This window comes from Ruminococcus difficilis (assembly GCF_016680995.1).
In genome coordinates this window covers 13081-26981 of record NZ_JAEQMG010000117.1, presented here as the reverse complement: position 1 = coordinate 26981, position 13901 = coordinate 13081, and the positions used below count along the sequence as shown (strand labels likewise).

Here is a 13901-nt window from a genome sequence, read left to right as displayed (position 1 = left end):
AATCTTTCGATAACCGCCAAACCTCGTCAACCTATTACGGTCCCGGCGCTAACAGACCTCTTGACCTCCTTTGAAAGGGCTGTTTTAAGGTACAGTATATACGGATACACCATACGTTAAAATTTTATCATAAGAGGGTCAAAAAGTCAAGAAATCCCTATCGAAACCCTATTGGCATTATGGTGCAAATATTTCGCTTTGGTGCGCTGATTTTTATGGAATAGTTGGAACGGTGAACAGTTAACGGTGAATGGAGAACGGAGAACAGTGAACGGTGAACGGTGAAGGGAGGGCTCCGCCCTCACCCGATTTGAATATTTCTCAAATCAAACACGATAATAAACAAAATGTCCGCAACTCACCAAAGAGTTACGGACGTTACTTTTTGCAGTCAGTATATCAATCCAAAACGCGTCAGCGTTTCCCGACACCGTTAACCGTTAACCATTAACCGTTCTCCGATCAATACCCCTTCGGGTTGTTCTTCTGCCAGTTCCAGCTGTCGCGGCACATCTCTTCGATGCCGTATTGCGCTGTCCAGTTCAGCCCTTCCTTCGCCTTGGCGGGGTCGGCGTAGCACTCGGCGATGTCGCCCGCACGGCGGGGCTTGATGTCATAAGGGATCTCGATATCGTTGACCTTCATAAAGGCATTGACGATATCCAGCACGCTGTAGCCGACGCCGGTGCCGAGGTTGAAGATCTCGGTGCCCTTGTGCTCCGCGGCATAGTCGATCGCCCTGAGGTGACCCTGCGCCAGATCGACGACGTGGATATAATCGCGCACACCGGTGCCGTCATGGGTGGGATAATCGTTGCCGAATACGCCGAGGCGTTCGAGCTTACCGACAGCCACCTGCGTGATATAAGGCATGAGATTATTGGGGATGCCGTTGGGATTCTCGCCGATCAGACCGCTCTTGTGCGCGCCGATGGGATTGAAGTAGCGCAGCAGCACTACGCTCAACTCGGGATCCGCGGTCGCGGCGTCGGTCAGGATCTGTTCATTCATGTATTTTGTCCAACCGTAGGGGTTGGTGCAGGAGGTCGGCATACCCTCTCTGAGCGGCACTTCCTCGGGGATACCGTAAACGGTCGCCGAAGAACTGAACACGATATTGTGAACGCCGCGCTTTTTCATCACCTCTAAGAGGGTGAGGGTGGTGTCGATATTGTTGCGGTAATAGCGCACGGGGATAGCGCAGCTCTCGCCTACCGCCTTGAGTCCCGCGAAATGCACCACCGCGTCAAAGTTCTCTCTCTGGAACATCGCGTCCACCGCGGAGCGATCCGCGACGTCCAGCTCATAGAGGATGGGACGGGTGCCGGTAATGGTCTCGATACGGTCGATGACCTTGGGTGAGCTGTTGTCAAAGTTATCGGCGATCACGACCTCATGACCCGCTTCGATCATCTCGACGGCGGTATGACTGCCGATATACCCGGCGCCGCCGGTCAGTAATACTTTCATAATATCCTCCTTTGTCGGGTGAATGATGCTGGGAACCGCAGACGCATTCAACCGCGTTAAAAAAAAGCATATACCAATCAGTTTACATTATGATGGAAGGTGTCCACCATGCTCTCTAGCTTCTTGACGGTCGCGTCATTATCGTTGGTCTCGACGATCTCATGCAGCTCATCAAGCTGTCGGTTCAGCTTTTCGGGATCGGTTTCGATCTGGTTGCCGATGAAGATCTTCTTGTTATCGGTCTTTTGCAGACCTTCTTCGTCCATCAACAGCTCCTCATAGAGCTTTTCGCCGGGGCGTAAGCCGGTAAACTTGATCTCCACATCACGATACGGCACCTTGCCGTACATGCGGATCAGGTTCTCGGCGAGGGTGGTGATCTTGACGGGATCGCCCATATCGAGCACGAAGATCTCGCCGCCGTTAGCGATCGCGCCGGCTTCCAGCACCAGCGATACCGCCTCGGGGATCGTCATAAAGTAGCGGATGATATCCGGATGAGTGACGGTGACGGGTCTGCCCGCCTCGATCTGTCGGCGGAACAGCGGGATGACCGAGCCGTTGGAGCCCAGCACGTTACCGAATCGCGTGGTGACAAATTCAGTCTTGCCGCCCTTGTGGGAATGGTTCTGCACGATCATCTCACAACAGCGCTTGGTAGCGCCCATGACGTTGGTGGGATTGACCGCTTTATCGGTGGAGATCATCACAAAGCGCTCCACCTCGTATTTTTCGGCAAGATTCACCATATTGAGCGTGCCGAAGATATTGTTCTTGACCGCCTCGGTCGGAGATACCTCCATCAGCGGAACATGCTTATGCGCCGCCGCGTGGAACACGACCTGCGGACGGTACTCCGCAAAGATGGTGTCCATCTTCGCGTAGTCGCGCACAGACGCGATCAGGGTGACGAGATCCAGACTGTCGCCGTACTCGATGTACAGCTCCTGCTGGATATCGTAGGCGTTGTTTTCATAGATATCCACGATGATGATCTGCTCGGGATTGTACTTGGCGATCTGGCGCACCAGCTCGGAGCCGATGGAACCGCCGCCGCCCGTGACCATGCAGATCTTGCCGTTGATAAAATCGCGGATCTTCTTTTTATTGAAGGTGATCGGAGGTCTGCCAAGCAGATCCTCGATCTTGATATCCTTGATCTGAGAGAGGATCTGGGTCGAATCGTCATCCAGAAAGAGCTGGCTCAAATAAGGCACCGTTTTGATACGGCAGCCGGATTCGGAGCAGTAGCCCATGATGCGTTTGCGCTCCTCCTCGGTGCAGGAAGGGATCGCGAAGATCACGAGGTCGATATTATACTGGCGGCATACCAGCGGGATATCCTTGGTGAGTCCGACGACCTCCACGCCCATCAGCTTGGTGTGGAATTTGGACGGATCATCGTCCACCATGCACACCGGCAGGATCATGTTGGAAGGATTGTTCTGATCCTGTCGCGCGTATTTGATCTCCTGCAGGATCATGCGCGCGGCGTTACCAGCGCCGACGATCAGGGTCCTGTCGTATTCCTCGCTGTTGAACTCGCCCGCCTGGATCAGGTGTACCACCGTGTTGCGGAAGCAAATACGGAAAATGCAGATCGCCGATACACTCAACAGCGTATCCAACGTCATAAACTCTACTGTAGGGGGCTTGTCCATCAGGTTCATGAACAGAAAACTCAGACCCAGACCGAGCACGACCGCCAAGGCGCACATGGCGATATCGCCTGCTTTGAGATCGCGCCAGACCTTGTTATACGCGCCGAATACGAACAGAAAGAAGAAGCAAAACAGCATACTCATGCCGATCACACCAACGATACGGACAGGCTGTACGGCAATACCCATTGTATTTCCGCGGGTCATAATACCGTACCAGCCGAGCAGCATATTGCTGAGCAGCGCCGATATCGCGATCAGCCCCGCGTCGGCAAGCATCAGAAATATTTTTCTGACATTCATTTTCTTCATAATCAAAACCCTTTTTATCTATACTATTCTTGATGCACACAATAAATCATGATAATTATACCGCATAACGCGTCTAAAGTCAATCACTTTCACATCGTACATTTTTTATAAAAACGCCGCATGATTATTGCCGCATCCGCCCGCATATTCCTCCTGTAAGCGCCATATACTTTATCAGAATCCGTGCGGCGAAAAGCACATGACAGCGGCCTTTTGACCGCCGATCCTTTTCTCCGCGCCACGATCAGGGAGGCTTCCATGAAAGGAATCTTAGAAGACCGCGCCATCCGTTTAGGCGAGTATATCATTGAGCATCAGAGCACCGTGCGCGATACCGCAGCGGTATTCGGCGTCAGCAAGTCCACCGTACATAAGGACATCACCACCCTGCTCCCCAAGCTCAACTCCGGGCTGTACAAGGAGGTGCGCGCCGTGCTGGACGTCAACAAAGAAGAACGCCACCTCAGAGGCGGCGAGGCGACCAAGCATAAGTACGAGATGTTGAAAAGAATGAGGAATTAAGGGAAACACTTCGTGTTACGATTCCTATAGGATAAGAATGAAGCGTTTAAATTACTTATATGGATCAGGTGCGGACAGCGTCCGCCCATAACTCCTAATTCCTAATTCCTAACTCCTAATTCTTAACTCCTAATTCCTCATTCATATTCCTAATTCCTCTTTACATTCTCCCTCATAAGGTGTATAATATATTCTGTATAAATAGGGCGAACAATGTTTGCCGCGTACAGGAGATATGTCTTATGATGAATATACCTTTTTCCCCTCCCGATATCGGAGAGGATGAGATCGCGGAGGTCGTAGATACCCTGCGCTCCGGCTGGATCACCACAGGCCCCAAAACCAAGCTGTTTGAACAGGAGATCGCCAAGAAATGCAACACAAAAAAGGCGGTATGTCTGTCCAGCCAGACAGCCTGCGCGGAAATGACCCTGCGTCTGCTCGGCGTAGGCCCCGGCGACGAGGTCATCGTGCCCACCTACACCTACACCGCTTCGGCGTCCATCATCTATCATGTCGGCGCGACGCCGGTGATGATCGACTGCAAGCAGGATTCCTACGAGATGGATTACGACAAGGTGGAGGAAGCGATCACCCCCAAGACCAAGGTCATCATCCCTGTTGATCTGGCGGGCGTGGTGTGCGATTATGACCGCATCTTTGAGATCGTCGAGAAGAAGCGCTCGCTTTTCAGGGCTTCCGAAAATCCGATCCAGCTCGCACTCGGACGCGTCATCGTTATGGCTGACGCCGCTCATGCCTTCGGCGCGCAGTGGCACGGCAAGATGTGCGGTTCCATCGCCGATTTCACCAATTTCAGCTTCCACGCAGTCAAGAACATGACCACCGCCGAGGGCGGCGCCGCGACATGGCGCGAGATCCCCGGTGTGGACAGCAACGATCTGTACAAGCAATATATGCTGATGACCCTGCACGGCCAGACCAAGGACGCGTTCACCAAGGACAAGGGCACCTCATGGGAGTATGACGTCGTCAACACCCAGTACAAGTGTAATATGCCCGACGTCCTCGCGGCGATCGGACTGGCACAGCTTCGCCGCTATGACAGGATGCTCAGCCGCCGCCATCAGCTGATCGCCCGCTACAACAAGGCGTTTGAGGGTCTGAATATCCAGGTGCTCGACCACCGCGGCAGTGATCACCGCTCCAGCGGCCATCTGTACTTTGTGCGCTTCTTAGGCAAGGACGCCGAGTTCCGCAACCGCTTCTATGATGAAATGAAGCAGCGCGGCGTCAACTGCAACGTCCACTTCAAGCCGCTGCCGATGATGACCGCCTACAAGCAAAAGGGCTTTGACATCATCGACTACCCTTATGCGTATAATATGCACAAGAATCAGCTGACCCTGCCCATGAACTCCGTGATGACAGATGAAGAGGCGCAGTATGTGATCGACACCTTCATTGAGGTGTATAACAAGTTGACGTAATAATGAAATAATAAAGAGGCTGCGCGAGCGGCCTCTTTTGGAATCGGCAAAAATTGCTTTTCCCCATATTTCAACCGATCCTCACCATAAGTTTAAAAAAAGTTCACTATTTCGCTAAAATATATATTATAATGTAAAAGAAAGAAAAAACAGAAACCGTGAGGTAACGCTATGAACAATCGTAAAATCCTTATTGTAGACGACGACCAGAACATCTGCGAGCTGTTGCGCCTGTACATTGAGAAAGAGGGCTACACCACTGCCATCGCCAACGACGGCGAACAGGCGCTGGAGCTCTTTGACCGTGAACAGCCCGCGTTGGTGCTGCTCGATATCATGCTGCCCAAGATGGACGGCTGGCAGGTATGCCGAGAGATCCGCAAAACCTCCGACTGCCCCATCATCATGCTCACCGCCAAGGGCGAGGTATTCGACAAGATCCTCGGTCTGGAGCTTGGAGCGGACGATTATGTGGTCAAGCCCTTTGAGGCAAAGGAAGTCGTCGCGCGCATCCGTGCCGTCCTGCGCAGAACGGGCAGTACCGAAGAAGAAGCCGTCAAGGAAGTCCGCTGGGACAAGCTCGTCATCAACCTGACCAACTATGAGCTGATCGTCGACGGCAAACAGATCGACACCCCGCCCAAGGAGCTGGAGCTGCTGTATCACCTCGCGTCCAACCCGAACAAGGTTTTCACGCGCGATCAGCTGCTCGACCAGGTCTGGGGCTTTGAATACTACGGCGACAGCCGTACCGTTGACGTACACGTAAAACGCATCAGAGAGAAAATCGACGGCGTCTCCGACAAATGGGAGCTGCGCACCGTCTGGGGAGTAGGCTATAAATTTGAAACAAAAGGCTGATCAAGCGAACAAAACGTCCGCTTCTTACCGTGGAAAAGCGCCGCACTTTCGCGTGCGGCGATCCCTCTTCAAAAAATATCTGATCTTCGGCATCTCGATCCTGCTGACCAGCTTCATCGCGCTGAGCGTGACCATGTACACCTTTGTCAACCGATACTGGGAAGAAGAAAAGAAGAAGACGCTGCTGGATAACGCCCACAAAGTATCAGAGGCGATCACCACCTATTCGTACATCATCCCGTCGGTTCATTCGCTGGTCATCGACGAGCATTCTCCGGTCGGCATCACGGTCGGCAGTATCTCGAAAAGCCTCGACGCCGACGTGCTGATCACCGACAATAAGGGGATTTGTCTGTATTGCTCGGAGGGTGACAACTGCATACACAAGACACGCGCCTTCCCTTCCAAGGTTCTGTTCGAGACCACCCCGGGCGAATACTTCTCCTCGGGTACGCTGGACGGCTACTATTCCGACAACCGCTATACAGCGGGCGTACCGATCGTGCTGGATTCCGACATCAACCCGTCGGCGTTCTGCTATGTCACCACTAAGGCGACCTTCCTTTCGGGACTGCCGGTCACGTTTTTGCAGATCTTCCTGACTGCGGCTGCGGTGATGCTGATCATCATTATCATCTTTGTCGCTTTCATGTCCTACAGCATGACTAAGCCGCTCAAGCAGATGTCATACGCCGCCAAGAAATTTGCTGTCGGCGATTTTTCCGTGCGCGTCAATGTCACCTCCGATGATGAGATCGGCGAGCTGGCGACCGCGTTCAACTATATGGCGGACAGCCTTGCTTCCAGCGAGGGAATGCGCCGCTCGTTCATCTCCAACGTATCACATGAGCTGAAAACGCCCATGACGACTATCGCGGGCTTCATCGACGGTATGCTTGACGGCACCATCCCGCCCGAACGACACGATCACTATATGAAGATCGTGTCCACCGAGGTCAAGCGTCTGTCGCGGCTCGTGACCTCCATGCTGAACCTGTCGCGCATCGACCGCGGCGAGCTGAAGGTCAACCGTCAGAAGTTCGATATGTTCTCGCTGATCATCACGATCCTCGCGAGCTACGAGCAAAAGATCATCGCCCGCAAGCTGCACATCACGGGTCTGGAGGACTTTCGCAGTATCATTGTCGACGCCGACCCCGATCTGATGTATCAGGTCGTGTATAACCTGATCGAAAACGCGGTCAAGTTCACCGACGAAGGCGGCACCATCCACTTCGGTGTGGAAGAGACACGCTATGATGTATCCGTCAGCATCACCAACACCGGCCCCGGCATCCCGCCGGAGGATATCCGGTACGTCTTTGACCGCTTCTATAAAACCGACAAGAGCCGCAGTATCGACAAGAAGGGCATGGGCCTGGGTCTGTTTATCGCCAAGACCATCATGCGACTGCACGGCGGCGATATCTATGTCGATTCCCGTGTCAACGAATTCACTACGTTCACCATCCGTCTGCCGAAGACCGTTCAGCAGACCCCCGAAACCAACAAGGATAAAGAGCAAAAATACGTAGAAGCGACCGTTGACAACGAAACGGAAGAATAACGCTATCGATCAGTCATTGCGAGAAAAGGACGCACGCGTCCAATCTCAACATATTAAGAATCATCTCACTATCATACTCCGCCGCGTATTGCCCACGGTAACGCGGTCATGGAAAAATCGTGGGCGGAAAGGAAAGGTATTTGAATATGGACGATTTGACGCCGAAAAAGGCATATCATCCCGAAGAAGAATACGAATCACTGGAGCTCGAACAGCAAGGCTTCGGAGCAGAACAGGTACAGGCTGACAGCGACGCCATCCCGGAACCTGTCGCCGACACTCCCGCCAATGAACCCCCTGCCGAAGCAATAAAGCCCGAGCCCATGCAGGAATACACGTTACCGCAGCAGCCTCAACAGCAGACGCCTCCTGCACAGCCTGTGCAGCAGCCCGCGGCTTATCCGAATACAACGCCCTACGGCTATCCCTACTACCCGCAGCAGCCGGTACAGCAGCCTATGCAACAACCGGTACAGCAGCCCGTGCAGCAACCCGTACAACAGCCGGCGCAGTACTACTATCCGAACACGGGGTATCAGCAGGCGCCGGTCTATCCGCAGACGCCGCCCCAACCCGATCAGTCGATCAAAAACTTCCAGCCCTACGCGCCCATGCCGAGTCAGGCGCCGAACCCCGCTCAGCCGGTGAATCAAAAGCCGCCGAAGGAGCCTACCTCCACCGGCACCAAGGTGTTCATCATCATCCTCTGCGCACTGCTCGCGGCAATGGTCGTGGGATTCGGATTCTATATCGCGAGCACACATCGCGGACAGGGTACACCCACGATCGATCCCGATAATCCTTTCTCCTTCGGAGATAACGGTGAGGACGGCGACGGCAACTCCGAATACGGCGTCAACCCGTTTTCCTTCAATCAAAACAGCGACAGCTACACCGACGTTGAGGACACCATCACCCTGATCGCCGACAACGGCGAGACCCAAAAGCGTGACGATGACAATCCCGATTCCGTCGGAAAGCCGGATGAGGACGCAAAAAACATCCAACTCGAGGATCTTCCCAAGGATAAGGATGACGCGAAATACACCACCCAGAGCGCGTATAATACGGTGAGCGACAGCGTCGTGACCGTCATCTGCTATCAGGATAAGATCACGGATGATATCGCCGACGCCGTCTCGCAGGGCTCCGGTGTGATCATCTCGTCGGACGGCTACCTGATCACCAACGCCCACGTCATCGGCAACAGCCGCGCCTACGCCGTCAGCATCCTGATGAACAACGGCGACAAGTATCAGGCGCAGATCGTCGGCTACGACACATGGACCGACCTCGCGGTACTCAAGATCGACGCAAAGGATCTCAAAGCGGTCACCTTCGGTGATTCCGAGAAGATCGCGATCGGCGACGATGTGATCGCGGTCGGCTCTCCCGGCGGTAAACAGTTCCAGAACACCCTGACCAGAGGCGTTGTGTCCGCCGTGGACCGTGAGCTTTCCGTCAACAAGAACGTGCGCTACATTCAGTGTGACGCCGCAATCAGCCCCGGCAGCTCGGGCGGTCCGCTGTGCAACCTCTACGGTCAGGTGATCGGCATCACCACCGCCAAGGTGGTCGCCGAAAACTTTGAGAGCATGACCTTCTCCATCCCCTCCGCGACAGTGGAGCGGATCGCGGGCGATCTGATGCACTACGGCTATGTCAAGGGGCGTACCCGCATCGGCTTCTCCGGCAAAGAGCTCGCCTCCGGCGATTACTCCGGCGCTCCCGCAGGCGTTCTCGTCAGCAAGATCGATTCGGAAGGCTCCCTCGCGGGCACCGATATCAAAGAGGGCGATATCATCACGGAGCTGGACGGCAAGACGATCACCTCCTTCCAGGATATCTACGATGTCCTCGACGACCACAAGCCCGACGATAAAGTAACCGTCAAAGCAAAACGCCCCTCCGCGGCAATAAAATAAACATTAAAACACAAAAAACAGCGCTTCCGCAAGGAGGCGCTGTCTTACTTATAATATTATTTGTAGGAGAGGGTCTTGACCCTCCCGGTACACATTCAATCGAAGTCAGATAAACGCAGAGCAAATGTCTGTTTCCGTAGGGATGACCATCGGTCATCCGCAGAATGACGAACGTATATGCTATCGAAAACGCAGGATAGAAAAGAAACGTTCCTGCCATGCGGACGAGCAATGCTCGTCCCTACGCTGACGTACCGATACATATAAAAATGTCATTTATACGCGGAGCAAATTATACCGTAAGGTACATCAAACACGCATATCCGTAAGCCTCACACCTGCGACAGCACCTCGCCCACCTTATCGTGGATCACGAGGTCTGCCATATGGTCATAGGGGGTCGCGTCGCGGTTGATCAGAATCATGTGATCGCCGCCGAAGCAACGCACATAGGATGCCGCCGGATAGACCGTCAGCGAGGTGCCCGCTACGATCAGCGTGTCCGCGCTGCGGATATCTTCGACCGCCTGCATCACCGTGTCCTCGGGCAAGGCTTCTTCATACAAAACGACGTCGGGCTTGATGATACCGCCGCATTCGCACTGCGGCACGCCCTCGCTCTCGGCGATCTTCTCCACGCCGTAGAACTTGCCGCATTTCATGCAGTGATTGCGCAACACCGAGCCGTGCAGCTCATGTACGCGCTGACTGCCCGCCGTCTGGTGCAGTCCGTCGATATTCTGGGTCACGACAGAACGCAGGATGCCCTCTCTTTCCCACTTGGCGAGCGTGAGGTGCGCCTTATTGGGCTTTGCTGTCAGGCACAGCATCTTATTGCGGTAAAAGCGATAGAACTCCTCCGGATTACGCACAAAGAAGGTGTGGCTGAGGATCTCCTCGGGCGGATAATCATACTGCTGATGATACAAGCCGTCAGCGGAACGGAAATCGGGGATCCCGCTCTCGGTCGATACGCCCGCTCCCCCGAAAAAGACGATGCGGTGACTGTTATGGATGATCTCTCTGAGTTTTTCGATGTCTGTCATACGGCGCCTCCTGTGCACTTTTTCTCTATTATAGCGCGCAAAAGCGGCGGGAGCAAGCCCCCACCGCTAATATTTCTTTATTCGGTTGAGATTGGACGCGCGCGTCTTTTTCCGCAATGACAATTCTGATCGGTTGAGATTGCCACGGCATAAAAGCCTCGCAATGACGATTTGAATGATATTTTTTGACATAAAAAAACAACCACCCTACTGGGTGGAAGCTTTTATGTGTTGGCATCTTCCTATTTTCACACTCCGTCGCCAGAGCACTATCTTCGGCACTACAGGGCTTAACTTCCGTGTTCGGGATGGGAACGGGTGGACCCCCTGCGTCATCAACACCAACTATGTTCTTTTCGGAACAGTTGCTATTATAGCACCGTCAATTTGAAAATGCAAGTACTTTTTAACAATTTTTTAATAAAATTTAAATTTTCGTAGTATTTCATAGTTTTATTTGACTATCTTATCCAATTTGAGTACAATAGAGATAAGTTGCTTTGATTCTGTCGAAACAAGGCAAAAACAGAAACCATGAGGTGTCACAAATGAAACGAATTCTTTCTATCGTATTATCCCTGTGCCTGATCCTTTCATGCGCGGCGATCTTCGGCGGATGTAATACCAAAACCTCCAACGACTGGCCTGTCACCATCGGCGACGTCACCATCGACAAAGAGCCCGAGAACATCGTGGTGCTCAATGATGTTTTCGCCGACGTCATCTCCTATATCGGCTATGACATCAAGATGGCGGGACGCTCGGAGGAATGTGATCAGGAATTCCTGCACGTTGTCCCCGTGATGGGCAAGGGAGCCGCTCCCGATACCGCGGCGATCGCGGCGGCTAAGACCGATCTGGTTATCGCGGATAAGACACTCAGCGCCGACGCGAAGAGCGCGATCGAATCCAACGGCGCCAAGGTCATCACCTTCGATGTACCCACCACCTCGGACGCGCTCAAGAGTCTGTATACCGATCTCGGCACTGCCTTAGGCGGTAAGACCACCGGCAAAGAAAAGGGCGAAAAAGGCTATGATGAGCTGCTCGATATGCTCAGCACCATGAACACCGCCACCTCCAACGTCGTACAGACGGTCGCCTACATCTATCTGGACGCAGACGGCAAGCCCTGTACCTTTGTCAAGGGTACGCTGGAGTACCAGTTCTTCAACTACAACGGCAACAGCAACGTATTTGCCAACCAGACCGCGCCGCCCATCAACCTTGACGAGCTTAAGCTCGGTTCTCCCAATTTCATCTTCTATGACAACGATAATGTGCTGGCGATATTAAATGCCGATCCGAGCCTTGCCAATGTCCACGCACTCTCTGAGGGTCACACCTATCAGATCCCGAAAAAAGCCTTCTTCCGCTTCGGCAAATCCGCCGAGCAGGCGATCTTTGATATGCTCAACTACATCGACAAGACCACCAAGGGTACGCCCGACAGCGCGACACGCGACTATTCCGTGCCCGCGACAACAGCTGAGACCGCAGCTGCTGCCGCAGACGCTCCCGCCGCTACCGAGGCTCCGGCCGCAACCAACGCGGCGCCCGCCGCGGCAAGCAGCCAAAACGACAGCGATGAGATCAACTTCAGCGTAGACGGATAACCCACAGATAACAGCAACAGCCTCCGTGAAAACGGGGGCTGTTTTTTCGGTTGAGATCGCCGCTGACGAGGGGGCATACCAAGTTTTTACCCCGTGACACATATCACTCAGAAGTAAAACACACAGAATATGTTCTTCCGCAAAAGGAAAGCCCCTCATAAAGAGGGGCTGTTGTATTTATCCGGTGACGGTCACCGTGCGCGTGACGCGCGTTTTGAGGTTGAAGTCATCAGTGATCGAATAGGTCAGATAATAGACGCCGGGCTTCTCGGGAATGACCTTGCCGGCGACCTTGACGCGGTCGGAGATATCATTGCCGCAGATATCGGCGGCGGTGACGCCGTCCAGCTCGTTGAAATGTCCGCCCTTCTTCAGCGTCAGATCATCCGCGCCCTCGAGGGTCGGCATTTTGCCGCGGAAGGGATTTCCCTCCGTATCGTCGGTGGGATCCCATGTCGCGCCGACAGGCAGCTTCGGGGCGTTGGGTCTGCCGAGCGGATCCGCCTTTGTATCGGCGTCGATCACGTGAACGGGCGTATTGAGCTCACAGTTGCGCATGATCCAATAGACGTCGGACACCATCATGCGGACACAGCCCTGAGAGGCTGGCTCGCCGAGCTTGTTGAACTCCGCCGTCTCGAGCGAATCGTGAGTGGTGTTCTCATAGGGGATGCTGTGGAACAAAAAGTCATCCTTGAAGCCCGAAACGAACATACCGTACACCTCGTCATAGAGCGGATGCCACGGCTCTTGGAAATAGATGGAGAAGTCGCCGGTGATGGTGGTGAACTCGCCGCCCTTGCCGCAGGAGCAGATCATCGCGCGGACAGGCACGGTGTACTGACCGTCCTGATCCTTGGTATACACGGTGACGGTATTGGTGCGGCGGTTGACGGTGATGCTGTAGATATCACGCATACCGCTCGCCTGATTCTGCGCGAGCACATCCTGATTCGCCTTGAGCGCGGTGGTCACCTCATCCGGACGCTCCGGCTCGGTGTTCTGGGTGACGGTGAACTGACATTCTGCCGTGAAATTACGTGCGGTCGCGGTGACAGTCGCCTTACCGACAGCAAGCGCGTCGGTGTGTCCGGCAGCGTCTACACGAACAACGTCGGGATCAGTTGATGTAAACTCGACCTCCTTCATGTTGATGGCAGAAGGCATACTCAGGATACAGACATCGCCGGTCTTGACATCCATCGTCGTCACCTTGTCCGCGCTCATCTGCATATTCAGCGCTCCGTTATCCACTGCCTTTTTACTGAGGTTCACAAAGCGCAGGACAACCATCACCGTCAATGCGATGATCACAATGACGCCGACAATGATCAGTATCTTCTTAGCCGGATTGCTCCGGGATTGATCGTAACGGTATTTGCTACCGTATCTCATTACTTTTATCGGTCTCATAACCCTGATTATACACGATTATTCACGATTTATCAAGTTACAGTTTATTTATCGCGA

Annotated in this window: 10 protein-coding genes and 1 rRNA gene; 6 read left to right on the top strand and 5 right to left on the bottom strand. The window is 53.7% G+C overall.

What is annotated here, in order from left to right:
• Window positions 1-462: 462 nt before the first annotated feature.
• Together galE and JKK62_RS11000 are read right to left on the bottom strand one after the other, a co-directional pair.
• Window positions 463-1470, bottom strand: coding sequence for a UDP-glucose 4-epimerase GalE (gene galE, locus JKK62_RS11005; protein ID WP_201427943.1), 1008 nt, complete (start codon window positions 1468-1470; stop codon window positions 463-465).
• A 77-nt stretch (window positions 1471-1547) separates the two neighbouring features.
• Window positions 1548-3443 carry a polysaccharide biosynthesis protein gene (locus JKK62_RS11000; protein WP_201427942.1) on the bottom strand — a complete coding sequence of 632 codons (1896 nt, stop codon included), beginning with the start codon at window positions 3441-3443 and terminating at the stop codon, window positions 1548-1550.
• Window positions 3444-3701: 258 nt separating this feature from the next.
• Between JKK62_RS11000 and spoIIID the strand changes: the two genes are divergently transcribed.
• The 5 genes from spoIIID (at window position 3702) to JKK62_RS10975 (ending at window position 9769) form a co-directional block, all read left to right on the top strand.
• Window positions 3702-3965, top strand: a complete 264-nt coding sequence (gene spoIIID, locus JKK62_RS10995; RefSeq protein WP_201427941.1) for a sporulation transcriptional regulator SpoIIID — start codon at window positions 3702-3704, stop codon at window positions 3963-3965.
• Window positions 3966-4207: 242 nt separating this feature from the next.
• Entirely contained in the window at window positions 4208-5416 is a 1209-nt protein-coding gene (locus JKK62_RS10990; RefSeq protein ID WP_366503346.1) for a DegT/DnrJ/EryC1/StrS family aminotransferase, read from the top strand.
• A gap of 171 nt (window positions 5417-5587) precedes the next feature.
• Window positions 5588-6277, top strand: a complete 690-nt coding sequence (locus JKK62_RS10985) for a response regulator (protein WP_201427940.1) — start codon at window positions 5588-5590, stop codon at window positions 6275-6277.
• On the top strand, window positions 6261-7844 hold the full coding sequence (locus tag JKK62_RS10980) for a sensor histidine kinase (protein WP_207752179.1): 1584 nt from the start codon (window positions 6261-6263) through the stop codon (window positions 7842-7844). The genes JKK62_RS10985 and JKK62_RS10980 overlap by 17 nt, the downstream gene beginning before the upstream one ends.
• Before the next feature lie 146 nt (window positions 7845-7990).
• On the top strand, window positions 7991-9769 hold the full coding sequence (locus tag JKK62_RS10975) for a trypsin-like peptidase domain-containing protein (RefSeq protein ID WP_201427938.1): 1779 nt from the start codon (window positions 7991-7993) through the stop codon (window positions 9767-9769).
• Between the two features lie 332 nt (window positions 9770-10101).
• On the opposite strand, the gene JKK62_RS10970 is transcribed toward JKK62_RS10975, so the two are convergent.
• Window positions 10102-10815 carry an NAD-dependent protein deacylase gene (locus JKK62_RS10970; RefSeq protein ID WP_201427937.1) on the bottom strand — a complete coding sequence of 238 codons (714 nt, stop codon included), beginning with the start codon at window positions 10813-10815 and terminating at the stop codon, window positions 10102-10104.
• Between the two features lie 229 nt (window positions 10816-11044).
• Window positions 11045-11161 (bottom strand): 5S ribosomal RNA (rrf, locus tag JKK62_RS10965).
• Window positions 11162-11363: 202 nt separating this feature from the next.
• Here rrf and JKK62_RS10960 point away from each other — a divergent pair.
• Entirely contained in the window at window positions 11364-12431 is a 1068-nt protein-coding gene (locus JKK62_RS10960; protein WP_201427936.1) for an ABC transporter substrate-binding protein, read from the top strand.
• Window positions 12432-12608: 177 nt separating this feature from the next.
• Here JKK62_RS10960 and JKK62_RS10955 read toward each other — a convergent pair whose 3' ends face one another.
• Entirely contained in the window at window positions 12609-13826 is a 1218-nt protein-coding gene (locus tag JKK62_RS10955) for an immunoglobulin-like domain-containing protein (protein ID WP_201427935.1), read from the bottom strand.
• Window positions 13827-13901 lie beyond the last annotated feature (75 nt).

Excerpts from the sequence above, each read along its gene's own strand:
- galE (WP_201427943.1), bottom strand. The coding sequence starts at position 1,470 with ATGAAAGTATTACTGACCGGCGGCGCCGGGTATATCGGCAGTCATACC.
- JKK62_RS11000 (WP_201427942.1), bottom strand. The coding sequence starts at position 3,443 with ATGAAGAAAATGAATGTCAGAAAAATATTTCTGATGCTTGCCGACGCG.
- spoIIID (WP_201427941.1), top strand. The coding sequence starts at position 3,702 with ATGAAAGGAATCTTAGAAGACCGCGCCATCCGTTTAGGCGAGTATATC.
- JKK62_RS10990 (WP_366503346.1), top strand. The coding sequence starts at position 4,208 with ATGATGAATATACCTTTTTCCCCTCCCGATATCGGAGAGGATGAGATC.
- JKK62_RS10985 (WP_201427940.1), top strand. The coding sequence starts at position 5,588 with ATGAACAATCGTAAAATCCTTATTGTAGACGACGACCAGAACATCTGC.
- JKK62_RS10975 (WP_201427938.1), top strand. The coding sequence starts at position 7,991 with ATGGACGATTTGACGCCGAAAAAGGCATATCATCCCGAAGAAGAATAC.
- JKK62_RS10970 (WP_201427937.1), bottom strand. The coding sequence starts at position 10,815 with ATGACAGACATCGAAAAACTCAGAGAGATCATCCATAACAGTCACCGC.
- JKK62_RS10960 (WP_201427936.1), top strand. The coding sequence starts at position 11,364 with ATGAAACGAATTCTTTCTATCGTATTATCCCTGTGCCTGATCCTTTCA.
- JKK62_RS10955 (WP_201427935.1), bottom strand. The coding sequence starts at position 13,826 with ATGAGATACGGTAGCAAATACCGTTACGATCAATCCCGGAGCAATCCG.